Raw genomic sequence first — 25,326 nt, 5'->3', positions numbered from 1 at the left:
AACTGAGTACACCGTACTCTAATCTGGGTACAGCGTACTCAGTTCGATCTGGGCGGAAGGGACACGAATGTCATCCGAGTACTCGGTGCTGGCCGAGGGCCTGCTCAAGCGGTACGGCGACAAGCCGGCGCTGGACGGGCTCGACCTGGCCGTGCCCAAGGGAAGCGTGTTCGGGCTGCTCGGGCCGAACGGCGCCGGCAAGACCACGGCGGTGCGCATCCTGTCCACGCTGATCAGGCTGGACGGCGGCAGGGCCACGGTGGCCGGGTTCGACGTGCGGACCGAGCCCAGGCTTGTGCGCCAGCGGATCGGGCTGACCGGGCAGAACGCCGCCGTGGACGAGATCCTCACCGCCCGGCAGAACCTGGTGATGTTCGCCAGGCTGTTCCACCTGAGCGGGCCCGACGCCCGGCGCCGCGCCGACGAGCTGCTGGAGCGGTTCAGCCTGACCGAGTCGGCCGACAAGCAGGTCAAGGGGTTCAGCGGCGGCATGCGCCGACGGCTGGACCTGGCCTCGAGCATGATCCTGGCGCCCGAGGTGCTGTTCCTGGACGAACCGACCACCGGCCTGGACCCGCGCGGGCGCATCGAGGTGTGGGAGGCGGTGCGCGAGCTGGCCGGCGGCGGCACCACGGTCCTGCTCACCACGCACTACCTGGACGAGGCCGACAAGCTCTCGGACCGGATAGCGGTGATCGACAAGGGGCACAACGTCATCGAGGACACCCCGGCCGGGCTCAAGCGGGCCATCGGCGGCGACCGGATCGAGGTGCTGCTCGGCGACCCGGCCGACCTGCCGGAGGTGGCCGCGCTCCTGGCCCGGATCTCCGGCGACCCCAACCCGTGGACCGACCCGAGGGAGCCCAGGGTGCACGCCGCGGTCACCGACCGGGTCCGGGTTCTCACCGAGGTGGCCAACGCGCTGCAGGACGGCGGGTTCGCCACCGAGGACATCGGCCTGCGCCGGCCCACGCTCGACGAGGTGTTCCTGCGGCTCACCGGGCGCCCGGCCACGGACGAGCGCGCGTCCGCCAACGACACCGAACCGGAAGGAGTTTCGGTATGACCACCGCTCTGCCCACCGAGAACCGGCCCGAGCGCAGGGTCTACTGGGCGCTGGCGGACTCCTGGACGATCGTCCGCCGCGAGCTGACCCACCTGGTCAAGCAGCCGTCGCTGATCGCCTGGCAGCTGGGCTTCCCGATCGTGTCGGTGCTGCTGTTCGTCTACGTGTTCGGCAGCGCGATGAACGTCGGCGAGGGCACCGACTACAAGTCGTACGCGATGCCCGGCATGTTCGCGATGACCATGGCGTTCGGGTTCATGAACACCGCGATGGCGGTGGCGATCGACAAGGAGCGCGGGGTCACCGACCGGTTCCGGTCCATGCCGATGTCGCCGTCCGCCGTGGTCACCGGCCGGGGCCTGTCCGACGTGCTGCACGCCGCGCTGGACCTGCTGGTGCTGATGGTGATCGCGCTGGTCATCGGCTGGCGGTCGAACACCGGCGTGGTCGCCGGGCTGGTCGCGTTCGGGCTGCTGCTGTGGCTGCGGTTCGCGTTGATCTGGGTCGGCGTGTGGATCGGGCTGAAGGTGGCCAACCAGGAGGCGGCGGGCAACCTGTTCGCGCTGGCGTTCCCGTTCGGCATGGTGTCCAGCGTGTTCACCCCGCCGCACCTGATGCCGGACTGGCTGGGCGCGATCGCGATGTGGAACCCGGTGTCCGCCACGGCCAACGCCATCCGCGAGCTGTACGGCACCCCGGTGGCCACCGGCGGGAGCTGGGTCGAGCAGAACTCCGCGCTGATGGCCGTGGTCTGGCCGATCGTGATCACGGCGGTGTTCCTGCCGCTGGCCGTGCGCAGGTATCAGCGGCTGAGCCGGTAGCTACGCCGTGAAGAAGTCGACGAGGGCGCGGGCGATCCGGTCGGGGGCGTTCTCGGTGGGGATGTGGTCCGCGGCCGGGATGCGGATGAGCGTGGTGTGCGGGATCTCCGAGGCGAACTTCTCGGCGTACTCCACCGTCTCGAAGGCGTCGTCCTCGCCCCAGACCAGAAGCTTGGGCGTCGTGGACCGCTTCAGCGCGGGGACGAGGTCGAGGGTGTAGCGGCTGTCCGCCGCGCCCGCCATGGCCAGCCAGGAGCGGCGGACCCTCGGATCGGTCCACGGATCCACGTAGTCGGCGACCAGTTGCTCGGTGGCGGCACCGGCCAGCGCCGATGTCACCGCCTTCCGGCGGGCGGCCAGTACATCGTCGGCGGTGGCCGCCGGATCCCCGAACCGGGCCACGTGCGGCGCCGGCCAGGAGTCGTAGGTGACGGAGTTGACCAGGGCCAGCCTGGACACCTCCAGCCGCTCATGGGCGAGGAGATGCTGGGCGATGGCGCCGCCGATGTCGTGACCCGCCACTGCGACCGGCCCGGAGAGCTTCAAAGCGGACGCGAACCGGGTCACCCACTCCGCCAGGGCCGGGACGGTGGCCGTCTCCGGGGTCAGCTCGCCTCCGGAGCGGCCCAGGCCGGGCAGATCGACCGCGACCGGCCGCAGCCCCGCCTCGGCGACACGGCCCAGCACCGGGAGCCACACCCGGCTCCAGTACGTCCCGTGCAGCATCAACACGGTGGGGCCGTCGCGCTCCACGGTCAGGTAGCTGGCTATTTCTCCGTCGACCTGGATCTCGGTTCTCAGCACACCGCTCATGGCTCCACTGTGCCCTCGGCGCCTTCTACCAGCCGAGAGTCCGAAAAGACATCTATGGGTAGAATCGTGCCATGAGCCGTCATCAAGTGGTGGCCCTGCTCAACCCGCCCCAGTCACCCTTCGAGCTGGCCAGCGCCGCCGAGGTCTTCGGCGGCACCCGCCCGGACGTGCCGGCCCACTACGACTTCCGGGTCTGCGCCGAACGCCCCGGCCCCGTGCGGACCACCGTCGGCTACACGATGCTCGTCGACGCGGGCCTGGCGGCGGTCAGGGACGCGGACACCGTGGTCATCCCCGGCTGGCAGCCGCCCGGCGCACCGGCGTCGCCGGCCGTCATCGAGGCACTGCTGGACGCCCACCGGCGCGGGGCGCGGATCGCCGCCATCTGCACGGGCGCGTTCGTCCTCGCCCGGACCGGCCTGCTCGACGGCCGCCGCGCCACCACGCACTGGCGCCAGACCGGCCAGCTCGCCGCCGCCTTCCCCGAGGTGCGGGTGGACCCTGACGTCCTCTACGTGGACCACGGCGACGTCGCGACCAGCGCCGGGACCGGCGCGGGCATCGACCTGTGCCTGCACCTCGTGCGCCGCGACCACGGCGCGGCCCATGCCGCCCAGATCGCCCGCAACATGGTGCTGCCGCCGCACCGGGAGGGCAGCCAGCTCCAGTACGCCACCCAACCCGCCCCGGCCAGGGCGGATGACTCGCTGGCGCCGCTGCTGGAGTGGGCCAGCTCGCGGCTCGACACCCTGCTGACCGTCGGCCGGCTCGCCCAACGCGCCCAACTGTCGAGCCGGACCCTCAGCCGGCGGTTCACCGAACAGCTCGGCACCAGCCCGGGAGAGTGGCTGCTCGCCCAGCGCCTCGACGCGGCGCGGGTGCTGCTGGAGCAGACCGACCTCCCGGTGGAGTCCATCGCCACCCGGGTCGGGCTCGCCTCGGCGGTCAACCTGCGCCGCCACTTCCGGGCGCACCTCGGCACCACGCCCGGCGCCTACCGGCGGACCTTCGGCGAACCCCGCGCGGTCACGGATCACCGCACTTGGCGTCGAGCACGATCTCCTGGCCGCCGTTGAACCGGACGCCGTCGAAGACGTTGCCGTCGAACGTGTTGCGGCACCCGGAGGTGTCCGGACCGGTGATCACGTGGGTCTCGAAGCCGTTCTTGAGCGCGGCGCTGCTGCCGGTGGTGGTGTTGTTCACGACCCGGTAGCCGACGCCCTTGACGTCGAGCACCGAGTCGGCGAAGTTCTTGCCGGAGATCGCCGAGCCGTCGAACTTGTTGCCGGCGATGAGCCCGCCGCTGGTCTCCTCCTTGACGTCGATGTTCTCGGCGGTGATCGACCTGAAGGTGTTGTTGAGCGCCTTGTTGTTGTTCGACCTGTCCGGTTGGCCGCCGGACTTCGTGGACCAGTTGGACTTGGCGGTGCCGAAGTAGAGGCCCTCGCCGAACTGCGGCTTGGCCTTGCCGGTGTCGTGGATGACGGAGTCCTGCACGACGTTGTCCGAGCTGAAGTTGCCGAAGTGCACGGCCTCGGCGCCGGTGTTGCCGACGTCGAGGCCGGAGAGCACCGTGTGGTTCGTCCTGTCGGTCATGATCCCCTTCTCCAGGCCGGAGACGGTGAAGCCGACCAGCTGCCAGTGGTTCGCCCCGTCCAGGTGCAGGTCGTAGCCGGAGCCGCCGTCGCCGCCGGTGAGCACGGCGTCCCTGGAGCCCTTCAGGGTGATCGGGTTGCCCTCCTCGCCGGCGGTGTTGATCACGAACTTGCCGGTGTAGGTGCCGTCGGCCAGCTCGATCGTCCGGCCCGGTTTGGCTCCGGCGAGCGCCTGGGACAGCGAGTTGGCGTCGGTGACCCTGACCGTGTCGCCGGTGCCGGTGACCAGCCGCACCGAGGCCGTCGCGGGCCGCTCGGACGTGCCGGAGCTCGATCTGTCCGAGCCCGAGCCGTCCGGACCCGGTATCACCACGATGATCACGCTGAGCGCCCCGGCGAGCGAGCGCGTCGTCTTCCGCCAGGTCACGGCCCGCCACCGGGCTGCGGGCCCTGGTAGCCCTGCCTGGACTTGGAGTCCATGCCGACCTCGTGGTCGATGCCCTGGCCGAGGACGTTCGCGGCGACGGTGGCCCCGGTGGAGCCGATGTCCAGGCCGATCGCCTTGTCCGACTTGCCTTCGAACTGGTTGTTGCGGATGGTGACCTTCTGCACCGCCTCCACCATGACGCCCTGGGACGCGCCGAACTCGCAGAAGTTGTTGCTGTACGTCCAGTTCGCCGAGGTCCCGTCGCCCCCGCCGCCGTCGCCCACGTCGCCGGGACCCTCGGCCATCAGGCAGATGTTCGCGATCTTCTCGCACCGGTTGCCGTCGATGACCAGGTTCTCGCTGGACGGCTTGCCGCTGGTGAAGGTCTGCATGCAGTCCGCGTGCGCGCTGCCGCCGTCGGGGTTGATGTCGCTGATCGTGTTGTGCAGGATCTTGATGTTGTTGCCGAAGAACCGCATGCCGTCGAAGTCGCCGCCGGTGGGGTGCTTGACGGTGTTGTTCTGGGCGGTGATGTGGTCGCCGGTCAGCTCGATGCCGGGGGCCTGGGCGCCGAGCACCTGAAAGCCGTCCACGACGACGTTGCTGGCCTTGACGGTGATGCCCTTCACGCTGGTCTTGCCGTTGCCGATGACCTGGATCGGCGCCTGCTCCGTGCCGCCCTTGTTGATCACGAGGCGGTTCGGCGAGTCGCCGGTGACGCAGATCCGGTCCCCTGGCGAGGCCCCGGTGACCGCCTGGGACAGGCCGGCGCCGTCGACCTGTTTGGAGCAGTTCTCCTGCTTGGGGGTGGTGGCGCCGGGCGGGCCGGTGAACCCGGTCGCGGCGGCGTCGGTCGCGCCGCCCCCTCCGCCGCCCGGGGTGCCGAGGGACTGGTTCTTCGAGGTCGGCGCCGAGCCCCCGCCCGAGCCGTTCGAGGAGCCGGAGGACGAGCGGTTGTTCTGCTTGCACACCGCCCCCGGCCCGCAGGTGCTCGTCGGGCCGCCGGACGGCATGGGCAGCCCGAACGGCGGCAGCACGCTCGGCGTGGGGACCGGGGACGACGTGGACGGCCCGGGGGATGGCCCTGAGGACGGCGCAGGCGACTTGCCGAGGTTGCCCTTCACGCAGATCACGTCGTTCGGACCGGCCGAGGCCAGCGCCTCCTTCAACCCGGGCTCGTCGGTGACCTCCTTCGTACAGTTGATGTTGGCGGCCGGGCCGGCGCGGCCGGTCGGGGCGCTGCCACCGGTGCCCGAGCCGGTGCCTGTGCCTGTGCCCGAGCCCGTGCCTGAGCCCGAGTTGGTTCCGGTCGGGCCGGAGCCGGACGACGAGCCGCCACCGGATGACGAGCCACCGGATGACGAGCCTGAGCCGTCCGAGTCGCCGTCGGAGGAGCTGCTCTTCGACGAGCCAGACTTCTTCGACGAGCCGCCCTTCTTGGAGGAGCTCTTCTTCTTGCCCGAGTCCTCGTCGTCCGAGCCGCCGCGCTTCGACTTCTTGCTGGAGCCCTTGCTCCCGCCCGAGTCGTCATCGTCGTCGTCCGAGTCCTTGGAGTCCTCGGAGTCCTTCTTGGCCAGCGCGGGGCCCAGCAAGCCTCCCACGCCGCCCGCCGGGCTGGTGCTGACGTCGGAGGACGGCGCCCACACCACGGTCAACGTCGCGAGCAGTACCACCGCGGCCGCGAGCACCGCCCCGACGACAACCGCCTTGCGCGCCAGGGCACCGCTCGGCGGGCGGGTCGGCTCGCCGCGGCGGTATCCAGGCCGTGTCATAACGGCCAGGGAACACGGCCTCCTCGGCGCGCACGGCCGAATCGGGACGAACGTGTGCTATCGCAAACGCCGCTACTCCGAACGGACCCGTCCGGCCGGGGTCAGCCGGCCGAGACCGCGCAGCGTGCCGTGTCCGGGGGCAGTGTCAGGTCGGTGAAGTACTTGGTCACGGCGTCGTCCACGCACGGTGAGGCGCCCTGCAGCGCCACGGTGTGCTGGTTGCCCTCGACGGTCAGCAGGCGGGCGCTGAGTGCCTTGGCCAGGTTGACGCCGGCCTGGTAGGGGGTGGCCGGGTCGCCGGTGCCGGACACGACCACCACCGGGGGCAGCCCCTTGGCGGTGGGCAGGTGCGGCTCGCTGGTGTTGGGCACCGGCCAGAACGCGCAGGGGTCGCGCGCCGGCTGCGGGCCTCGGCCGTCGTCGCGGAACGGCGCCGCCGCGCGGGCCCGCTTGTCCGCCTCCAGGGTCACCGCCGGGTCGGTGACCGGCTTGTCGTCCACGCAGCCGATCGCGGTGAACGCGTCGAGCGTGTACTGGTAGCTGCCGTCGGCCTGGCGGCCCTGGTAGAGGTCCGCGAGCAGCATGATCAGCCCGGTCGGGCGGTCGGTGAGCAGGCGGCGGTCGGCCAGCTCCTGCAGGCCCAGCTGCAGCGGCTGCCACAGCTGTTGGCTGTAGAGCGCCTGGATGATGCCGGTCATCGCGTCGCTGTAGGACAGCTTGCGCCCGTCCGGCTGCGGGAACGGATTCTTGATCAGCGGCAGGACCAGCTTCTTGAAGTTCTCCGTCGCGGCGGCCGGGTCCTGGCCCAGCGGGCAGGCCGGCTGGGACGCGCAGGACTTGGCGAACGCGTCGAACGCCTGCTGGAAGCCGGCGGACTGGGCCACCGAGCGGTCGATCAGGTTCTGGTCCGGGTCGAGCGCGCCGTCGAGCACCATGGCCCGCACGTTCTGCGGATACGCCTCGGCGTAGGAGTACCCGAGCCGGGTGCCGTAGGAGTAGCCCAGGTAGGTCAGCTTGGCGTCGCCCAACGCGGAGCGCAGCACGTCCATGTCCCTGACCACGTCGCGGGTGCCGACGTTGGCCAGCAGGTCACGCCCGGAGCGCTGCTCGCACTTGGCGTCGTAGTCCTTGGCCTTCTGCTCCAGCTTGGCCACACCCTCGGGGGTGTTGTCGGCCTCGTCGTCGGCCCGGTCGGCGTCGCGCTCGGCCGGGGTGAAGCAGTGGATGGCCGGCTTGCTCGCGCCCACCCCGCGCGGGTCGAACCCGACCAGGTCGAACCGCTGGGCCAGCGGGCCGTCACCGGCCACCTTGGACACGCTGGTCACCGACTCGGTGCCCGACGCGCCCGGCCCGCCCGGGTTGACCAGCAGCGAACCGATCTTCTGGTTGGGCGCGCTGGCCTTCTGCCGCAGCACCGCGATCTGCGCGGTCTTGCCGTTCGGCTGCGCGTAGTCCAGCGGCACCTGCAGATAGGTGCAGTCGTACTTGGACTCGGCGAAGGTGGCCTTGTCGTCGATCGACGGCGCGAAGCCCGCGCACGGCCCCCACTCGAGCTTCTGCGCATAGAACTTCTGCAGGTCGCCGTTGGGCACCGGACCGACGGCGGCGCCGGTCCCGAGGGTGCTGGCCGGCGCCGGCGCGGAGCACCCGATCAGCGGGGCCGTGACCGCCGCGATCGCGGCCAGGATCAGGAAGGGGCGACGACGCCGGCCCCGTGTTGTGCGCTTCATCGCCGACCAGTCTGCCCTGGATGCCCGTTCGGTCACAGAAGTGGTGGTCAGCCGGCGTGGCGCCGTCACCTGCCTGGCTGGTCACAACGCGTATCGGGGCGGTTAGCCCGTGCGGGATGATGGGGTCATGGCAAGGCTGCGGATCGCGCTGGCCCAGGTCGACACGTGCGTGGGGGACCTGGCGGGTAACGCCGAGAAGATCGTCGACTGGTGCCGCAGGGCCGCCGAGGCCGGGGCGGACGCGGTGGTGCTGCCGGAGATGGGGCTCACCGGCTACCCGGTCGAGGACCTGGCGCTGCGCGAGTCGTTCCAGCTGGCCTCGGTCGCGGCGCTGGACCGGCTGGCCGGTCGGCTGGCCGAGGCCGGCTGCGGCGAGCTGCTCGCCGTGGTCGGTTACCTGGACGCGGACCCTGACGAGCCGGGCGGCGGGCCGCGCAACGGCGCCGCGCTGCTGCACGGCGGCCGGGTGCTCGCCCGCCAGTTCAAGCACCACCTGCCCAACTACGGGGTGTTCGACGAGCGGCGCTACTTCAAGCCGGGCTCGTCGCTGGCGGTGGCGCGGCTGGCCGGGGTGGACGTCGGCGTGGTGATCTGCGAGGACATCTGGCAGGACGGCGGGCCGATCGCGGCGCTGGGTGAGCTCGGGGTGGACCTGGTGCTCTCCCCCAACGCCTCGCCGTACGAGCGGGACAAGGACGACCTGCGGCTGCCGCTGGTCGCCCGGCGAGCCAGCGAGGCGGGCGCCGCGCTGGCGTACTGCAACCTGATCGGCGGGCAGGACGAGCTGGTGTTCGACGGCGACTCGCTGGTGGTGGACGCGGACGGTCGGTTGCTCGCGCGGGCTCCCCAGTTCGTCGAGCACCTGGTGGTGGTCGACCTGGACCTGCCCGGTTCGGCGTGGCGCGGGCTGGAGGAGGCCGGCGGGTTCACGGTGGACCGGGTGGTGATCTCCGAGGCGCCCGCCGAGCCGGCGTCGACGGCGGCCGCCGAGGTCGGGACGGTGGCCGAGCCGCTCTCGGAGGAGGCCGAGGTGTGGGGCGCGCTGGTCACCGGGCTGCGCGACTACGCGTACAAGAACGGCTTCCGGTCGGCGGTGCTCGCGCTGTCGGGCGGGATCGACTCGGCGCTGGTCGCCGCGCTGGCGGTGGACGCGCTGGGCGCGGACGCGGTGTACGCGGTGTCCATGCCGTCGGCGTACTCGTCGCAGCACTCCCGCGACGACGCCGCCGAGCTGGCCCGGCGCACCGGGCTGCACTACTCGGTGCAACCGATCGGCGGCATGGTGGACGTGTTCGTCAACCAGCTCGGGCTCACCGGGCTGGCCGAGGAGAACGTGCAGGCCCGCTGCCGAGGCGTCACGCTCATGGCACTGTCCAACGCGCACGGCCACCTGGTGCTGGCCACCGGGAACAAGAGCGAGCTGGCGGTCGGCTACTCGACCATGTACGGCGACGCGGTCGGTGGCTTCGCGCCGATCAAGGACGTGCCGAAGACCCTGGTCTGGCGGCTCGCCGAGTGGCGCAACGAGGAGGCGGAGAAGCGCGGCGAGACACCCCCGATCCCGGAGAACTCGATCACCAAGCCGCCGTCCGCCGAGCTGCGGCCGGGGCAGCTCGACACCGACTCGCTGCCCGACTACGCGCTGCTGGACCCGCTGCTCGACGACTACGTCGAGGCCGACCGAGGCTTCTCCGAGCTGCTCGCGGCCGGCTTCGACGCAGGCCTGGTGGAGGACATCGTGCGCAAGGTGGACCGCGCGGAGTACAAGCGCCGCCAGTACCCGCCCGGCACCAAGATCAGCCTGCGCGCGTTCGGCCGCGACCGGCGGCTGCCGATCACGAACGGCTGGCGGGAACGCCGCCCCTGACCCACTCGGCGTGCAGGGCCAGCGGACCCCGGAACGACAGGTTCGGCGAGAACGCCACGTCCTGGCCGGGTACGAGCTGCAGGCCGGGCAGCCGGTCGGCCATCAGGTTGATCACGATCTCGCATTCCATGCGGGCCATCGCGGCGCCCAGGCACAGGTGGATGCCCCGGCCGAAGGAGAGCTGGCGGCGGGCGTTCGGGCGGCGGATGTCGAACCGGTCGGGCTCTCCGAACACGTCGGGCTGGCGGTCCGCGGCCGCGAACGCCAGCACCAGCCGGGCGCCGGCCGGCAGCGCCACCCCGCCCACCTCGGTGTCCCGGGTGGTCACCCGCCGCCACATCGGCACCGAGCTCTCGTAGCGCAGGGTCTCCTCGACCGCGCCCGGGATCAGCGAGCGGTCCGCGCGGACCTCCTCCCAGGCGCCGGGCTCGCGCAGCAGGTGCAGGGTCATGTTGCCGAGCAGGTTCGTCGTCGTCTCGTGGCCGGCGAAGCTGAGCGCGAAGATCAGGCTGGTGACCTCCTCGTCGGTGAGGCCGCGCTCGTCCGCGATCAGGTCGCTGACCAGGTCGTCGGCCGGCTCGGCGCGGCGGCGGGCGACGAACCGGGCGCAGTAGTCGAAGTAGTCGATCATGCCTTGGGCGGAGCGGACCTGCTGCTCGACGGTCGGGCGGCCCCAGTTGACCTCCAGCTTGTCCGCGCACCAGGCCTTGATCCGGTCACTGTCCTCGGGCGGGAAGCCGATCAGCGCGAACACGGTGAGCGCGGGCAGCGGGTAGAACAGCTCGCGCACCAGGTCGGCGCGCGGCCGCGAGGCGAAGCCGTCGAGCAGCTCGGTGGTCCGCTTCTCGATGGTCGGGCGCAGCGCCGCGACCCGCCGGGGTGACATCGCCCGGCTCATCACCGACCGGTAGCGGCGATGCTCCGGCGGGTCGCAGTTGGACATGGTCGGCACCAGGCGCAGGCCGGAGAGGATCTCGGCGGCCTCCGGGCAGGCCGGGTGCACCGGGCGCTGCGCCTCGGCGGCCGAGAAGGTGGCCGGGTCGGTGAGGATGCGGTCGATGTCCTCGTACCGGGTGACCACCCACCGCTCCAGCGCCGGCGAGTACCAGATCGGTGACTCGTCCCGCAGCCGTGCCAGCTCCTGGTGGGGGTCGGCGAGGTAGCCGGCGTCGAACGGGTCGAAGCCGGCCGCCACCGGGCAGCGCGGCACCTCGTCACGAACGATCACGCCTGGCCTCCTTTGACCGGCTGCGCGGACCGGCGGATCGTAAGCCGGGTCACATCCGGGCGCGGAGGGCCGCGTCCTACTGAGTGGAACGGTCTTACGGCGCCGACTGCTCCACCAGGGCGCGGTCGCGGACCATCTCCCAGTAGCGCTCGGCCAGCGCGTCCGGCTCGATCCGGGGCACCTCGCCGGCCTCGACCGTCTCGAAGTGCCCGCCGTCCCAGAGCTCGGCGGCCGCGCTGCGCTCGATCAGCGCGCCGATCAGCAGGGTGCCGATGTACACCCCGCGCGGACCCACCTCGGCGGCCAGCGCGTGCAGGTAGTTGAGCAGCCCGGCCTGCGGCGCCCCGACGCTGGCCAGCGCGGACATCGGCTCGCGCGCGCTGGCCCCCTGCGCGACCAGCACCGCTCCCGACCCGCGCGCCAGCATGCCCGGCAGCACCGCCTGGATCAGCGCGACCGGGCTGAGCAGGTGCAGCGGCAGCCAGGTGCGCAGCTCCTCGGATCCGAGGTCCAGGGCGGACACCGGCAGCCGGCTCACGTCGCCCGGCGCGTAGAGCACCACGTCGGGGGTGCCGAACGTGTCGGTCACGGCGGCCACCGCCGAGCGCAACTGGGCCTCGTCGGCGAGGTCGGCGGTCGCGGTGGCCGCCGTGAGCCCGTCCGTGCGCAGCTCCGCCTCCAGGCGGTCCAGCTTGGCGCGGTCCCTCGCCACCAGGGCGACCCGGTAGCCCTCCTTGCCGAACCTGCGCGCCACCGAGAGGCCCAGGGCCGGGCCGGCACCGAACACCGCGAGCGTCCTCGTCATGAGGTCCTCCTCCAAGCGTTTAAGTTGAGTACGTCCTCAAGATAACCGTAACTTGAGCAGACCCTCAAGTTGATAGGCTCGGGCCATGACGTCGACGCGCGACCGGCCGTTGCGGGCCGACGCGCGCCGCAACCGCGAGCTGCTGGTCGAGGCCGCCCGCGAGGTGTTCACCGAGCGCGGACTCCAGGCCCCGCTGGACGAGGTGGCCCGGCGCGCGGGCGTGAGCATCGGGACGCTGTACAACCGGTTCCCCAGCCGCGCGGAGCTGGTCGACGCCGCGATGGCCGACCGGGTGCACGAGCTGGTGCGCCTCGCCGAGCGCGCGCTGGAGCACCCGGACCCGTGGCAGGCGCTGGTGGAGCACCTCACCGCGGTCGCCGAGCTGCAGGCCGCCGACAGGGGGTTCACCGACGTCTGCGTGCACTCGCTGCCGCCGGACAGCGCCACCGAGCGGGCCAAGGAGCGCGGCCACGAGCTGTTCGCCGCGCTGGTCGAGCGCGCGCACCGGGCCGGGGTGCTGCGCGCGGACATCGAGCTGACCGACCTCGGGCTGTTGGTGTGGGCCGTGGTGGGGGCCACCGACGGGGTCCGCGCCGCCGCCCCGCACGCCTGGCGGCGCCACCTCGCGGTGCTGCTGGACGGGCTGCGGGCGGACGCGGCGCACCCGCTGCCCGGCGCCGCGCTCGACCCCGAGGTGGTGCGCGCCGCCATGACCTTCCGCTGACCTCCGACACCGACATCTCCGCAGGTCAGACCCTGAAAAGGAGATCGAAGGCTGTGAGGCTCGTCGCAGCGGGGTCCGTTTCCGCTACCGGGGTGCGACGCTGTGTGCACCACACCGGAAACGACCCGGGGACCCGCCGGTGCGGGCCTCGAGGGAGGACGGTTGACGATGACGTCACCCACATCGCACGCCGAACACACCGAACAACTCGCGCCCTACCGCACCGATCCGAGCGCGCCGGTCAAGCGGGTCCGGATCCCCCAGCTGCGGGCGATGAAGGAGCGCGGCGAGCGGTGGCCGATGCTCACCGCCTACGACACCTACGCCGCGGAGATCTTCGACCAGGCCGGCATCCCGGTGCTGCTGGTCGGCGACTCGGCGGCCAACAACGTCTACGGCTACGACAGCACGCTGCCGATCACGGTGGACGAGCTGTTGCCGCTGGTCCGCGCCGTGGTGCGGGCGACCCACCGGGCGCTGGTGGTGGCCGACCTGCCGTTCGGCAGCTACCAGATCGGCCCCGCCCAGGCGCTGGAGACGGCCACCAGGTTCCTCAAGGACGGCGGCGCGCACGCGGTCAAGCTGGAGGGCGGGCGACGGTTCGCGCCGCAGGTCGAGGCGCTGGTCGGGGCCGGCGTGCCGGTCATGGCGCACCTGGGCTTCACCCCGCAGAGCGAGCACACCATCGGCGGCTACCGGGTGCAGGGCCGGGGCGAGGGCGGCGAGGCCCTCATCGCCGACGCGCTGGCGCTGCAGGAGGCCGGGGCGTTCGCGGTGGTGCTGGAGATGGTGCCCGCCGACGTGGCCAAGCGGGTGACCGCGGAGCTGGCCATCCCGACCGTGGGCATCGGCGCCGGGCCGGACTGCGACGCGCAGGTGCTGGTCTGGCAGGACATGGCCGGGCTGAACCGCGGCCGCACGCCTCGGTTCGTCAAGCGCTACGCCGACCTGGGTGACGTGCTGCTGACGGCCGCGCAAACGTTCGGTGCCGAGGTGCGCGGCGGAATGTACCCGGACCCCGAACACTCGTACTCGTAACACTCGAAGAGACGTCCCGCGCGGGCGCGGCGGATCCCGCGCCCGCGCGGAGACCCCGCTGAGATTCCCAAGCCCGGCACACCACAATGTCCGGGGTGCGCGAGCCCTACCCACCCATCGAGCCGTACGAGCACGGCATGCTCCCCGTCGGCGACGGCCACGAGCTGTACTGGGAGTGCTGCGGCAACCCGGACGGCAAGCCCGCGGTGTTCCTGCACGGCGGGCCGGGGGGCGGCTGCAAGCCGTTCCACCGGCGGGCGTTCGACCCGTCCGCCTACCAGATCATCCTGGTCGACCAGCGCGGGTGCGGGCGGAGCAGGCCGCACGCCGCTTCGCCGGACCCCGACACCGCGCGCGCCGCGCTGACCGCGAACACCACCGGGCACCTGGTCGCCGACCTGGAGCTGCTGCGCGCGCACCTGGGCGTCGAGCGGTGGCTGGTGTTCGGCGGGTCCTGGGGCTCGACGCTCGCGCTCGCCTACGCCCAGGCGCACCCCGACCAGGTCACCGAGCTGGTGCTGCGCGGGATCTTCACACTGCGCCGCTGGGAGCTGGACTGGTTCTACGGCGGCGGGGCCAGCGCGCTGTTCCCGGACCTGTGGGCGAAGTTCCTGGCGCCGCTGCCGCCGGAGCTGCACCAGGCCGGCAGCGTGGCGATCATCGGCGGGTACCACCGGCTGCTGCACGACCCGGACCCGGCGGTGGCCGGGCGGGCGGCGGTGGCCTGGAGCGTGTGGGAGGGGGCCACGATCACGCTGGTTCCCCGCCCGGACGTGGTCGGCGCGTTCGGCACGCCGGAGTTCGCGCTCGCGTTCGCCCGCATCGAGAACCACTACATGCGCCACGCCGGGTTCCTCGCCGAGGGCCAGCTGCTGCGGGACGCGACGCTGCTGGCCGGCATCCCCGGCGTGATCGTGCAGGGTCGCTACGACATCGCCACGCCGGCGCGTACCGCGTGGGAGCTGCACCGGGCCTGGGCCGGCTCGGAGCTGGTCATGGTGGACGACGCCGGGCACGCGTTCGACGAACCGGGCATCCGGGACGCCCTGCTCACCGCGACCGACCGGTTCGCCTAGGCGTCGGCGAGCTGGTCACCCAGCACTCGACGGGCGCCGGCCAGCGACGGCCCGCACCAGGTCAGCAGCCGCCCGTCCAGCAGCGCGTACCGGGCGCCGGGGAACGCGTCCGGGCCGTCCTCGGCGGTGAAGCGGTACGGCTCGTCGGGCAGTGCCACCAGGTCGGCCCGGCCGGCGTCGAGCAGCCCGCGCAGCTCGGACAGCGGCGGGCGGGGGTAGCGCTCGGCATGCCCGGCATAGGCGTTGGCGATGCCGAGGCGGCGGAGCACGTCACCGGCGAAGGTGTCCCGGCCCAGCACCACCCACGGCCGCCGCCACACCGGCACCACCGCTGTGGCTGTTACCGCGGGCACCGGATCCGACCACTCGTCCATGGCATCAACCAGCCAGGACGGCTCACGGTCGCCCTCCAGCCCGAACACGGCGGCGAGCATCCGGCGCATCGAGGCCAGTGCCGCCGGCACGCCGGCCGCCGCCTCGGTCACCCAGACCGGGATGCCGTCCGCGCGCAGCGCCGCCACGTCCTCCCGCCGGTTCTCCTCGGCGTTGGCCAGCACCAGGTCCGCACCGACCGCGCGCACCGCGTCCAGCTTCGGGTACTTCGACCCGCCGACCCTGGCCACCGCCAGCCCGGCCGGGTGCGTGCAGTAGTCGGTGGCCCCGGCCAGCACGCCGGGCACGCTCACCGCGACGGCCTCGGTGATCGACGGCACCAGCGAGACCACCCTGTTCGGGCACCCGTGCAGGGGCACCGGCTCGCCGAGGTCGTCGACCAGGCTCACGGCAGGTCTGTGATCCGAATGCCCGCGTGCGTCTTGTACCGCCGGTTGATCGCGATCAGGTTCGCGGTCAGCGCCTCCACCTGGCCGGCGTTGCGCAACCGGCCGCCGTACACCCCCCGCACGCCCGGGATCGTGTCGGCCAGCGCCCGCACCTGATCCGTTGCCGCCCGGTCCTCGCCGAGCACCAGCACGTCCAGGTCGATCTTCGGCACCGACAGGTCGGCCAGGGTCACGGCGGACACGTGGTGGAACGCGGCGGTCACCCGGGACTCCGGCAGCAGCGCGGCGGCCTGCTGCGCGGCGCTGCCCTCCGCCACCCGCAACGGGAACGGCCCCTGCTTGTCGAACCCGAGCGGGTTCACGCAGTCGATGACGATCTTGCCGGCCAGCTGCTCCCGCAACGAGGTCAACAGCGCGTCATGACCGTCCCACGGCACCGCGACCAGCACCAGGTCGGCGGCGGCCGCGCAGCCGTGGTTGTCCGCGCCACTGACCTCCGCCGACGGGTTCACCGACACGGCCAGCTCGGCCAACTCCGCGGCCGCCTTCTCCGCCCGCTCCGCGCTCCGCGACCCGATCACCACCCGCAGCCCGGCCACCGCCCACCGCAGCGCAAGCCCCTTTCCCTGCGGCCCGGTGCCGCCCAGCACTCCGATGGTCAGGCTGGCCAGGTCCGGCACGGCCGGTTCGGTCACGGTGTCCTCCAGGTGTCGGTTCGCACCCATCACCTTAAAACCCATCCGCGAGTCGGGCGTCTCAGCACACTGAGTCGCGGGTTTGAGGATGTGCCGAAACGCCCGACTCAGTGTGCCCGGAGCCCCGACTCGCGGGCGGGTTTTAGGGCGCGCGGAGCCAAGTGAGGACTTGGCGGGCGTGTTCGTTGGGTGGGAACACGGGGTAGAAGACGTGTTCGATCACGTTGTCGGTGATGACCAGGGTGAGGCGGCGGTACAGGGTCAGGGCGCCGGCCTGGAAGGTGGGGAGGAGGGCGGCCAGGGTCAGGGCGGCGTCGGAGAGCATGGGGAACGGCAGGCGCAGCCTGGTCACGAGCTCGCGCTGGTAGTCGGTGTCCTGGCTGGACAGGCCGTAGACCCGGCTTGCCCCGGCGGCGAGCAGCTCGTCGTGGTGGTCGCGGAAGTCGCAGGCCTCGGTGGTGCAGCCGCGGGCGCCGGGGATGGTGTCCCAGCCTTCCGGCAGGTCGACGCCGGGGCGGCCGGTCAGGGGGTAGACGTAGATCACGGTGCGGCCGGGGCCCAACGCGTCGAGCGCGATGGTCTCGCCGTCCGTGGAGGTCAGGGTCGCGGTCGGGGCGGGGCGGCCGGGCAGGTGGTCGGCGGCGCCGTCGTCGGTGGGTTCGGGCAGGTCGGCGGGCAGTTGGGTCAGGTCGGTCACGGTGTCCCTTTCCCCGGTGCGGTCGGCGGCGGCGTGCAGCCGGTCGAGCAGGGCGGCCCGCCTGGTGGTCAGCGCGGCGATGCGCTCGGTCAGCTCGGCGATCACGTCCCGGTAGGTGGCCAGCGAGGCCGGGCAGTCGTCGCCGTGCTCGGCGCCCTCGGCCAGGCACTCCAGGAACGCCCCGGTCTGCTCGACGGGGATGCCGAGCCGGTTCAGCGAGCGCACCTCGTGCACCCGGCGCACGTCCAGCTCGCTGTAGTCCCGGTAGCCGTTGCTCAGCCGGGTGGGCCTGATCAGGCCCAGCGACTCGTAGTACCGCACCGCCTTGCGGGTGGCGCCCGCGCGCGCCGCCGCCTCGCCGATCTTCATGCCCATCACCCGCTCCCAACGACCGACGATAAAGCCTGCCCCGAGGGGCCGGGTCAAGTCGGCGGCCGTCACACGCGGTTTAATGCGGCGCGTGACCGCCTCCCCTCTCCCCCACATCCCACGCTGGCTGCCGGCCGCGCTGCTCGGGCTGGCCGTGCTCGCCACCGCCGCCTGCAACCCGGCGACGGACAGCTCGCAGAACAGCTCCAGCTCGAACAGCTCCTCCAGCTCGTCGTCCTCGTCGAACGACGGCTCGAAGGTCGAGCAGAACGCGTACACGGTCAACGACCCGGTCACCCAGCTGCGCCTGGACGGGAGGGCCGGCTCGGTCTCGGTGGTGGCGGCGGACGGCCCGATCTCGGTCACCGAGAAGCTCCGCTGGACCGACAGCAAGCCCACCACCAGCCACAACGTCGCCGGGAACACGCTGACGCTGACCAACTCCGGCTGCCCGGACCAGCGCCCGGTGAACTACCGCTGCGAGGTCGACTGGGAGATCCGCGCCCCCGCCGGCACCAACCTGGACCTCACCAGCGGGGCCGGCGGCATCAAGCTGGCCGGCTCGGCGGGCACCGTGGCGGCCAAGACCAGCGCGGGCGGCGTCGACGGCAAGGACCTGACCAGCAAGTCGGTCACCGCGGAGAGCCGGGCCGGCGGGGTCGAGCTGCAGTTCAAGCAGGCGCCGGACCTGGTCGACGCCTCGTCGAACGCCGGCGGCGTGGAGATCCAGGTGCCGTCCGGTACCGGCTACGCGGTGCAGGCCGAGTCCAAGACCGGCCACCCCGAGGTCGAGGTCCAGCGGGACAACAACTCCCCGCACAAGATCAAGGCCAAGACGAAGGCCGGCTCCATCGAGGTCACCAACGGCTGACGCCGCTCACGGGCTACCGCGACACCAGGCCGGCGTCGTAGGCGAGCAGGCCGGCCTGGGTGCGGTTCTCGCAGTCCAGCTTGACCAGGATGCGCGAGACGTAGCCCTTCACGGTGGTCTCGGACAGGAACAGCCGCTTGGCGATCTGGGCGTTGGACAGGCCCTCGCCCAGGCAGGTCAGGACGTCGGTCTCGCGGTCGGTGAGCTCGCGGATCAGCGACAGCGCGCGGTCGCGGCTGGCGTGCTCGTCCGAGGACGCGGCGACCAGGCGGCGGGCGGCGGCCGGGGACAGCACGGTGTGGCCGTCGGCGGCGACCCTGACCAGGCCGATCAGGTCCTCCGGCGGGGTGGACTTGACCAGGAACCCGGCGGCGCCGGCGCGCAGCGCGCGGATCACGTACTGGTCGGCGTCGAAGGTGGTCAGCGCGACCACGGTGGGCGGCTCGGGCAGCGCGGCGATGCGGGCGATCGCGGTCAGCCCGTCCACGCCGGGCATCCGCAGGTCCATCAGCACCACGTGCGGGCGGTGGCGGACCACCGCCTCCACGCCGGCCGCGCCGTCGTGGGCGGCCTCCACCACCTCGATGTCCGGCGCCGAGCCCAGGATGGTGCGCAGGTGCGCGCACACCATCGGCTCGTCGTCGACCACGATGACCCGGATCATGCATCCCTCCGCGCTGGGTGCGCCCACGCCGGGGCGCCGTTCGCCGGCCCGTTGCGCACCCGGTGCGCGCGGGCGCCGGACCGGGCCGGCTCCTCGCGGGTCGGCACGTAGGACGGCAGCGTCGCGTCCACCTCGAAGCCGCCGTCCTCGGTCGGGCCGGCATGCAATGTTCCGCTGACCAGCTCGACGCGCTGGCGCAGCCCGAGCAGGCCGGTGCCGGAGCCGCTGGCGGTGAGGCTCTCGTCCACCTGCCGTTCGGGGGCGCTGTTGCGGACGGTCAGCCGGACCCGGTCGGACTGGTAGTCCATGGTCACCTTGGCGGTGGCGCCGGGCGCGTGCTTGCGGACGTTGGTCAGCGCCTCCTGCACGATCCGGTAGGCGGTGCGGCCGACCACCGGGGACGCGATCGCCGGGTTGCCCCGCTGGTCCAGCTCGACGGACACGCCGATCGACTCGGACTCGGTGAGCAGCTCGGCGAAGTCCGGCGCGCCGGCCTGGCCGCCGGCGCGGGCCACCGCGACGTCCTCCACCGCGTCCTCCGGCGCCGCGCGCAACACCCCGACCAGGTCGCGCAGCTCCTCCAGCGCCTGGCAGCCGGCGGCGCGCAGGTCCTCGGCGGCGGCCCTGGTCTCGGCGTCGGTGGCGGTCACGCCCAGGGCGCCGGCCTGCAGCACCATCAGGCTCACCCGGTGGGTGACCACGTCGTGCATCTCGGCGGCCAGCCGGACCCGTTCCTCCACCCTGGCCTGCTCGGCCAGCCGGTGCTGCTCGCGCTCGGCGCGCTCCACCCGCTCGTTCAGGCTGGCCACGTAGTTGCCCAGCAGCGCGGGCAGCCCGACGACGATGACGACGCCGACGGTGCGTTCGAACACCGCCGGGTCCCACGGCCGGGTGGCCACCACCATGATCGCGCCGCTCATGATCCAGGCGCGCCGCCGGTCGCTGCTGTAGACCAGCGCGGCGTAGGCGGCGAACGGCACCGCGAGCACCAGCCAGCCCTGGTTGATGTCCCCGATCATGGACAGCATCAGGTTGGGCCACCACTGCCCGACCGGGATCAGCGCGATGGTGCTCAGCAGCATCAACGTCAGCACGGTCAGCGGCGCCGAGCGGCGGAACAGCAGGGTCGCCGCGAGCACCGCCTGGATCACCAGGCCCCACGGGCCGTGCTGGACCAGCAGCTCCCAGAGCACCATCACCAGGAAGGCCTCGACGAGCAGCACCATCACCGCGTCGAAGATCAGTTCGCGCCGCGATGTCCGCAGCCCGGCCCACCACCGGGCCGGGTTCGAGTGCTCCACGCGTATGCACGGTACTCACCGATCCCGGCCGCGCCCGCCGAACCAGGGCAAACACCTTCGTTGGCCATCCGCTATGCGACGAAAGTCGCAGTACAGCGCCGTCGAGGCCCACCTTCGGCGCGCTCGCTTCCCACCTCTCGCGCTCCCGTCGGCGTCGGCCACGAGATGCAATACAGGTCCTGGGAAGGGTCGTAGGGGGCACAGTTACATGCAAGCGGGCTTGACGGCGGGCCGGAGCGCGGGCGAGTCGGTCGCCCCGCTGGCCGTCCGGCCTGTCCTGGCGCTCGCCGGCGCGGTGGGCGCGGTCCTGCTCGCGGTGAGCTGGCGCTACGGCTACTTCGGCGACGAGCTGTACCTGCTCGCCGCCGGCGACCATCCGGACTGGGCCTACGCGGACCTGCCGCCGCTGCTGCCGCTGCTCGCCCGTGCCATGGACGCGGTGACCGGCGGCTCGCTGGTCGGCCTGCGGCTGCCGGCCGCGGTGGTCACCTCGGCCGGGGTGGTGGTGACCGCGCTGACCGCCCGCGAGCTGGGTGGCGCGCGGTACGCCCAGGTGCTGGCCGCCGCCGTGTACGCCGGCTCGGCGTTCACGCTCGGCGCCGGGCATCTGCTGTCCGCCCCGACCGTGGACGCGTTCCTGTGGGCGGTGTGCACCTGGCTGCTGGCCCGCTGGGTGCGCACCAGGGACGACCGGCTGCTGCTCTGGCTCGGCCTGGTGACCGCCGTCGGGCTGCAGGCCAGGTACCTGATCGCGGCGTTCTGGGCGGTCGTGGTGGTCGCCGTGCTCACCGTGGGGCCTCGCGAGCTGGGCGCCCGCCCACGGCTGTGGCTGGCCGGCGGGTTCGCCCTGGTCACCGCCGTGCCCGTGCTGGTGTGGCAGGCCCGGCACGGCTGGCCGCAGCTGGCCCTGAACGGCCGGCTCGCCGCCGAGCAGGAGGCGCTGGGCGGGGCGTCGACGTTCCTGCCGCTGGTGCTGGTGTGCGCCGGGATCGGGGCCGGCGCGCTCGGGGCCTGCTACGGGGCGGCGCGGCTGCTGCGGGCGCCGGAGCTGCGCCCGTACGCCTTCCTCGGCTGGACAGCGATCGGGGTCACCGGGCTGTTCGTGCTGGCCGACGGGCGGGCGTACTACGTGGCAGGGATGTTCCCGGTGCTGTGGGCGGCGGCGGCGGTCGAGGTGGAGCGCGGGCGGCTGCCCCGGCTGTTCCGGTGGGTGCCGCGCTGGCCGGTGCTCGCGCTGTCCGCGCTGCTGGCGCTGCCCGTGCTGCCGGTCGGCCCGGTCTCCTGGCTGGACCACGACCGGCCGCTGGTGGGCCCCAGCCCACGGCTCGGCGAGGTCGGCTGGCCGGAGCTCGCGGACACCGTGGCCGACGCCTACCTGACGGTGCCGAGCTCGGCGTGGCCGGGCCTGGTGATCGTCACCGAGAACTACCGGGAGGCGGCCGCGCTGGACAGGTTCGGACCGGCGCGGGGCCTGCCCGAGGTGTACAGCGGGCACCGGGGGTACTGGTACTTCGGCTCCCCCAGGGATGACGGGTCAGACGCGGTGCTGTTCGTCGGCGACCCCTCGGCGATCCGGCCGTACTTCGGCGCCGTGCGGCGGCTGGCAACCGTGGACACCTCGGCGCTCGGAGCCCGCACCCCGCTGGACGGCACGCCGATCTGGCTGGCCACCGACCGCCGCGACTCCTGGGCGCGGATCTGGCCGGCGCTGCGCCACCTCTGAGCCACCTCTGAGCCATCTCTCACGGTGACACCGCTAGGCCGGTCGGGCGGGGCCGGTGATCCTCATGGGGGACGGACACGCCCTATGCTCTGGACATCGGCGGCTCGTCGAGTCAGCCTTGAAGGAACGAGCACGCACGCTGCACCTGGGAGGCCGGGATGAGGCTCGGAAAGATGCTTTCCGTCGGCGAGGTAGTCGAGCAGGCGCCGATCGAGGAGCCGCAGGCGCCCACCGAGTCGGTCGAGGCGGTCGAGAAGACCACGCCGGCCGCGTCCGTGCCGACCACGCGGGTGGAGTCGCCGGCCGAACCGGCCGTCGCACACGCCAAGGCCTAGCCCGATGGCGGGCTGGTCGCCCGTCCGGCGCACCCCGAAGGAACAGCTGACCACGCCGCTGCGCGGGTACAAGCTGGCACACCCGATGATCTCGGCGGACGGTGGCCGCGCGGGGTTCAGCGGGGTGACCCTCGGCCGGGCGAGCGTGTACGGGGTACGGGCCGACGCCGAGTGCGCCCAGGGCGGGCGACATCGCAGCCCGTCTCGGTGGTGTGACTGCGGCTTCTACTGCGTGCACACCCTCGACGACGCCCGGGCGCTGGCCTGCGACCCGGACTACCGGTACGCGGTGCTGCTGGAGGTCGCGGTGTCCGGGCGGTTCCTGCGCTACGAGCGGGGGCTGCGCTACGCCCGGCAGCGGGTCACCAGGGTGCGGGTCGGCAGGTGCGGGTGCGGGCACGCGGCGACGGTGTTCGTGGAGACCGGCGCCGGCTCGATGGGGTGGCGGCGGCTGGTCGCGGTGTGCACGGCGTGCGCCAGCCCGCGCCCGGGGCTCGCCCTGGAGGGCTTCTCCAAGCTGCTCGGCGGCACCCCGGTCGCCGAGGACGAGACGAACCGCCCGTACGACCCGGTGCGACCGTTCGACCTGGGCGGGGCCTCGCCTCCGGTTCAGCCCGCCGAGGCGGCGCCGGACAGCGCGGCCGCCCCCGCGACCGTCGAGAGCGACGCCGACCGGGATGCCCTGATCCCGTTGCTCACCGCCGAGGTGGCGCTGCTGCAGGCCCGGCTGGACGAGGTGCAGCGACAGCTGGGCCGGCTCACCGACCGGTGACGGCTTAGGACAGCTTCTCCTTGCGGCAGACGTTGCGGCACTCGCCGACGCCGGCGATCCGGGTGGTGAGCACGTTGCCGTCGGACAGGTGCCTGGGTGGCGTGCGGGCGTGGCCGACGCCGCCGGGGGTGCCCGTCGCGATCACGTCGCCAGGGCGCAACGTGATGATCTCCGAGACGTAGGCGACCAGCGCGGCGGGGTCGAAAACGAGCTGCCCGGTGGTCGAGCGCTGCAGCACCTCGCCGTCCACCTCGGTGGTGATCTCCGCGTCGATCGCGGTCCCCCCGTCGACCTCGTCCGGAGTGACCAGCGCCGGGCCGAGCGGCGTGGTGGCCTCGAACATCTTGCCCTGCAGCCACTGCAGCGTCCGGTACTGGTAGTCGCGCACCGAGACGTCGTTGAGCACGCTGAAGCCGGCGATCGCGGCCACCGCCTCGGCCGCCGACACGTGACGGGCCGGCGCGCCGACCACCACCGCGAGCTCGGCCTCCCAGTCCACCTGGTCGGACGCCGCCGGTAGCAGCACGTCGTCATAGGCGCCGACCAGCGTGGGCGGGAACTTGGCGAACAGCGTCGGGTACTCCGGCGGCGTACGGCCGGTCTCCTGGATGTGGTCGCGGTAGTTCAGCCCGACGCAGATGATCTTCTCTGGCGCGGGCACCAGCGGGGCGTAGTCCAGCCCGTCCAGGGCGTGCTCCGCCCCGTCGGCGGCCGTCGCCAGGTCCCGCCAGTCCGGGTGCCGCAGCAGCTCGCCGACGTCGGCGTGGCCGGTCTGCACCGCGCGATCCGCGTCCAACCGCACCGCGCGGGTGCCTGCCTGGGTCCGAACGGTCGCCAGCTTCAATGTCCCTCCCGGAAGTGAGTCCGCGCTCAACCTACCCGGGCGCGCCCGTCACAGCGACGCGTAGAGCGCCCGCTCGAAGTCCAGGTACATCCGCAGCGCGCCGGGGTCGACGAACGGCAGCGTCTGGGTGTAGATCGCGGCGGTGATGCCGCTGGTGGGGTCCACCCAGTAGTGCGTGTTGAAGATGCCGGCCCATGCCCCGCTGCCGGCCGCGCGCATGCCCGGTGCCCGCTCGGTGTTCAGCAGCAGCCCGTACCCCCACTTCAGCCCGGGGCCGAGGTTGACCTCGCAGGTGGTGACGGGGTCGGCGGTGGGGATCGAGGCCGGGAAGTCCAGCGAGCCGATCTGGTTGGTGAACGCCGCCGCCACGGTCGCCGGCTCCAGGATCCTCGCGTCGCCGAGGGTGCCGCCGCCGAGCAGCATCCGCTGGAACGCCAGGTAGTCGCGCGGCGTGGCGTACAGCCCGTGCCCGCCGGCCCACCACTGCGGGCTCTGGCTCCAGTCCACCCCGGTGGCCTGCCAGGCGCCGTCCTCGCCGCGCATGTGCACCGGCACCGAGTTCGCCCGCTGCTCCTCGGTCATCAGGAACGTGGTGTTGTGCATGCCCAGCGGCCCGAGGACGTTGACGTCCAGGTAGGCGTCCAGCGACTGGCCGCTGGCCGCCTCCACCACCCGGCCCAGCCAGTCGCTGTTGATGCCGTACTCGAACCGGGTCCCGGGGTCGCAGGTCAGCGGCGCGGTGAACACCTCCATCGAGCCCGAGTTCACGCCCCGGGTCCCGGTCACCTCCTGCCAGCGCCGGACGTCGGCGCTGAAGAAGTCGTAGCCCAGCCCGGTGGTGTGGGTGACCAGGTGGCGCACGGTGGCCCGCGCGCCGGCCGGGCGCAGCTTCGGGGTGTCCCCGTCGAAGCCCTCCAGGACCCGCAGGTCGGCGAACTCGGGCAGGTAGGTGTCCACCGGGGCGTCCAGCTCCAGGTTCCCCCGCTCCACCTGCTGCAGCGCGGCGACGGTGACCACCATCTTGGTCTGGGACGCGATCCGGAACATGCTGTCCGGCCCGACCGGGTCGTCCTGGCCGACCGCGCGCGGGCCCGCGGAACCCTCGTAGATCACGCCGTCGCGGTCGGCGGCCACGGCCGTCGCGTTCGGGACGTCACCGGCGGCGACCGCCAGGGCGAGCACCTGGTCGACGGCGGCTGTGGACATGGCTGGCCTCCCGGGGTCCCGGCGTGTGACGCGTCCCACCATGGCCTTTGGAGAATCCCCGGGTCAACAGGTCCGTGGCCACTCGACTTCCTGGCCGGCGCGAGG

The 25,326-nt window shown here is 72.7% G+C and carries 24 protein-coding genes; 11 read left to right on the top strand and 13 right to left on the bottom strand.

The window, feature by feature from the left end; all coding sequences use genetic code 11:
- Window positions 1–67: 67 nt before the first annotated feature.
- Both N912_RS0112675 and N912_RS0112670 read left to right on the top strand, forming a co-directional pair.
- Window positions 68–1,066, top strand: coding sequence for a daunorubicin resistance protein DrrA family ABC transporter ATP-binding protein (locus N912_RS0112675; RefSeq protein WP_028922722.1), 999 nt, complete (start codon window positions 68–70; stop codon window positions 1,064–1,066).
- Entirely contained in the window at window positions 1,063–1,887 is an 825-nt protein-coding gene (locus N912_RS0112670) for an ABC transporter permease (RefSeq protein WP_028922721.1), read from the top strand. The genes N912_RS0112675 and N912_RS0112670 overlap by 4 nt, the downstream gene beginning before the upstream one ends.
- Here the strand turns inward: N912_RS0112670 and N912_RS0112665 are convergent, their stop codons facing one another.
- The gene (locus N912_RS0112665; protein WP_037064278.1) at window positions 1,888–2,700 is read right to left on the bottom strand and encodes an alpha/beta fold hydrolase; all 813 of its coding nucleotides are present in this window, start codon (window positions 2,698–2,700) and stop codon (window positions 1,888–1,890) included.
- Window positions 2,701–2,771: 71 nt separating this feature from the next.
- Between N912_RS0112665 and N912_RS51475 the strand changes: the two genes are divergently transcribed.
- Entirely contained in the window at window positions 2,772–3,776 is a 1,005-nt protein-coding gene (locus N912_RS51475) for a GlxA family transcriptional regulator (RefSeq protein WP_051580108.1), read from the top strand.
- Here N912_RS51475 and N912_RS51470 read toward each other — a convergent pair.
- The 3 genes from N912_RS51470 to N912_RS0112645 all read right to left on the bottom strand — a co-directional run bounded on the left by N912_RS51470 (window position 3,727) and on the right by N912_RS0112645 (window position 8,224).
- Window positions 3,727–4,722, bottom strand: coding sequence for a right-handed parallel beta-helix repeat-containing protein (locus tag N912_RS51470; RefSeq protein ID WP_051580107.1), 996 nt, complete (start codon window positions 4,720–4,722; stop codon window positions 3,727–3,729). The genes N912_RS51475 and N912_RS51470 overlap by 50 nt on opposite strands.
- A complete protein-coding gene (locus N912_RS65700) occupies window positions 4,719–6,494 on the bottom strand; it encodes a right-handed parallel beta-helix repeat-containing protein (protein WP_245645261.1) in 1,776 nt (591 codons plus the stop codon). Before N912_RS65700 ends, N912_RS51470 begins: the two co-directional genes overlap by 4 nt.
- Before the next feature lie 101 nt (window positions 6,495–6,595).
- Window positions 6,596–8,224 (bottom strand): alpha/beta hydrolase, encoded by a 1,629-nt coding sequence (locus tag N912_RS0112645; RefSeq protein ID WP_051580106.1) that lies wholly within the window; start codon window positions 8,222–8,224, stop codon window positions 6,596–6,598.
- A gap of 127 nt (window positions 8,225–8,351) precedes the next feature.
- Here N912_RS0112645 and N912_RS0112640 point away from each other — a divergent pair, with 127 nt between their 5' ends.
- A complete protein-coding gene (locus N912_RS0112640; RefSeq protein WP_028922718.1) occupies window positions 8,352–10,091 on the top strand; it encodes an NAD+ synthase in 1,740 nt (579 codons plus the stop codon).
- Here the strand turns inward: N912_RS0112640 and N912_RS51460 are convergent.
- Together N912_RS51460 and N912_RS0112630 are read right to left on the bottom strand one after the other, a co-directional pair.
- A complete protein-coding gene (locus N912_RS51460; RefSeq protein ID WP_051580105.1) occupies window positions 10,060–11,319 on the bottom strand; it encodes a cytochrome P450 in 1,260 nt (419 codons plus the stop codon). The genes N912_RS0112640 and N912_RS51460 overlap by 32 nt on opposite strands.
- 94 nt (window positions 11,320–11,413) lie before the next feature.
- Window positions 11,414–12,124 carry an SDR family NAD(P)-dependent oxidoreductase gene (locus N912_RS0112630; protein WP_028922717.1) on the bottom strand — a complete coding sequence of 237 codons (711 nt, stop codon included), beginning with the start codon at window positions 12,122–12,124 and terminating at the stop codon, window positions 11,414–11,416.
- Window positions 12,125–12,209: 85 nt separating this feature from the next.
- Here N912_RS0112630 and N912_RS0112625 point away from each other — a divergent pair, with 85 nt between their 5' ends.
- The 3 genes from N912_RS0112625 (at window position 12,210) to pip (ending at window position 14,962) form a co-directional block, all read left to right on the top strand.
- On the top strand, window positions 12,210–12,848 hold the full coding sequence (locus N912_RS0112625) for a TetR/AcrR family transcriptional regulator (protein ID WP_028922716.1): 639 nt from the start codon (window positions 12,210–12,212) through the stop codon (window positions 12,846–12,848).
- Window positions 12,849–13,016: 168 nt separating this feature from the next.
- Window positions 13,017–13,886: a 3-methyl-2-oxobutanoate hydroxymethyltransferase gene (panB, locus tag N912_RS0112620; protein ID WP_028922715.1), complete on the top strand. Its 870-nt coding sequence runs from the start codon at window positions 13,017–13,019 to the stop codon at window positions 13,884–13,886.
- An 86-nt stretch (window positions 13,887–13,972) separates the two neighbouring features.
- A complete protein-coding gene (gene pip, locus N912_RS0112615) occupies window positions 13,973–14,962 on the top strand; it encodes a prolyl aminopeptidase (protein ID WP_211261224.1) in 990 nt (329 codons plus the stop codon).
- Here the strand turns inward: pip and N912_RS0112610 are convergent.
- The 3 genes from N912_RS0112610 to N912_RS0112600 all read right to left on the bottom strand — a co-directional run bounded on the left by N912_RS0112610 (window position 14,959) and on the right by N912_RS0112600 (window position 17,511).
- Window positions 14,959–15,738 (bottom strand): helical backbone metal receptor, encoded by a 780-nt coding sequence (locus N912_RS0112610; protein ID WP_028922713.1) that lies wholly within the window; start codon window positions 15,736–15,738, stop codon window positions 14,959–14,961. The genes pip and N912_RS0112610 overlap by 4 nt on opposite strands.
- Before the next feature lie 2 nt (window positions 15,739–15,740).
- Window positions 15,741–16,469 (bottom strand): NADPH-dependent F420 reductase, encoded by a 729-nt coding sequence (npdG, locus tag N912_RS0112605; protein ID WP_037064275.1) that lies wholly within the window; start codon window positions 16,467–16,469, stop codon window positions 15,741–15,743.
- A gap of 112 nt (window positions 16,470–16,581) precedes the next feature.
- A complete protein-coding gene (locus tag N912_RS0112600; protein WP_211261223.1) occupies window positions 16,582–17,511 on the bottom strand; it encodes a redoxin domain-containing protein in 930 nt (309 codons plus the stop codon).
- A gap of 85 nt (window positions 17,512–17,596) precedes the next feature.
- Between N912_RS0112600 and N912_RS51455 the strand changes: the two genes are divergently transcribed.
- Window positions 17,597–18,376 carry a DUF4097 family beta strand repeat-containing protein gene (locus N912_RS51455; RefSeq protein ID WP_169747872.1) on the top strand — a complete coding sequence of 260 codons (780 nt, stop codon included), beginning with the start codon at window positions 17,597–17,599 and terminating at the stop codon, window positions 18,374–18,376.
- Window positions 18,377–18,389: 13 nt separating this feature from the next.
- Here N912_RS51455 and N912_RS0112590 read toward each other — a convergent pair whose 3' ends face one another.
- Complete coding sequence (locus N912_RS0112590) at window positions 18,390–19,040, bottom strand: response regulator (protein WP_028922709.1); 651 nt, start codon at window positions 19,038–19,040, stop codon at window positions 18,390–18,392.
- On the bottom strand, window positions 19,037–20,341 hold the full coding sequence (locus N912_RS51450) for a sensor histidine kinase (RefSeq protein ID WP_064745244.1): 1,305 nt from the start codon (window positions 20,339–20,341) through the stop codon (window positions 19,037–19,039). Before N912_RS51450 ends, N912_RS0112590 begins: the two co-directional genes overlap by 4 nt.
- Window positions 20,342–20,561: 220 nt before the next feature.
- Here N912_RS51450 and N912_RS0112580 point away from each other — a divergent pair, with 220 nt between their 5' ends.
- From N912_RS0112580 to N912_RS0112570, 3 genes are all read left to right on the top strand, one after another.
- On the top strand, window positions 20,562–22,064 hold the full coding sequence (locus N912_RS0112580; RefSeq protein WP_245645260.1) for an ArnT family glycosyltransferase: 1,503 nt from the start codon (window positions 20,562–20,564) through the stop codon (window positions 22,062–22,064).
- Between the two features lie 173 nt (window positions 22,065–22,237).
- The gene (locus N912_RS63430; protein ID WP_156993474.1) at window positions 22,238–22,399 is read left to right on the top strand and encodes a hypothetical protein; all 162 of its coding nucleotides are present in this window, start codon (window positions 22,238–22,240) and stop codon (window positions 22,397–22,399) included.
- Between the two features lie 4 nt (window positions 22,400–22,403).
- Entirely contained in the window at window positions 22,404–23,171 is a 768-nt protein-coding gene (locus tag N912_RS0112570; protein WP_028922707.1) for a hypothetical protein, read from the top strand.
- Window positions 23,172–23,175: 4 nt separating this feature from the next.
- On the opposite strand, the gene N912_RS0112565 is transcribed toward N912_RS0112570, so the two are convergent.
- Both N912_RS0112565 and N912_RS0112560 read right to left on the bottom strand, forming a co-directional pair.
- A complete protein-coding gene (locus tag N912_RS0112565; RefSeq protein WP_028922706.1) occupies window positions 23,176–24,015 on the bottom strand; it encodes a fumarylacetoacetate hydrolase family protein in 840 nt (279 codons plus the stop codon).
- 48 nt (window positions 24,016–24,063) lie between these two features.
- Window positions 24,064–25,221, bottom strand: a complete 1,158-nt coding sequence (locus N912_RS0112560; protein WP_028922705.1) for a serine hydrolase domain-containing protein — start codon at window positions 25,219–25,221, stop codon at window positions 24,064–24,066.
- Window positions 25,222–25,326: the final 105 nt, after the last annotated feature.

Origin of the sequence: Actinospineispora acaciae DSM 45401, assembly GCF_000620785.1 — a bacterium.
In the GTDB taxonomy this organism is placed as follows: domain Bacteria; phylum Actinomycetota; class Actinomycetes; order Mycobacteriales; family Pseudonocardiaceae; genus Pseudonocardia; species Pseudonocardia acaciae.
Note: the sequence above shows the minus strand (reverse complement) of the source record. Positions and strands in the feature narration are given on the sequence as shown.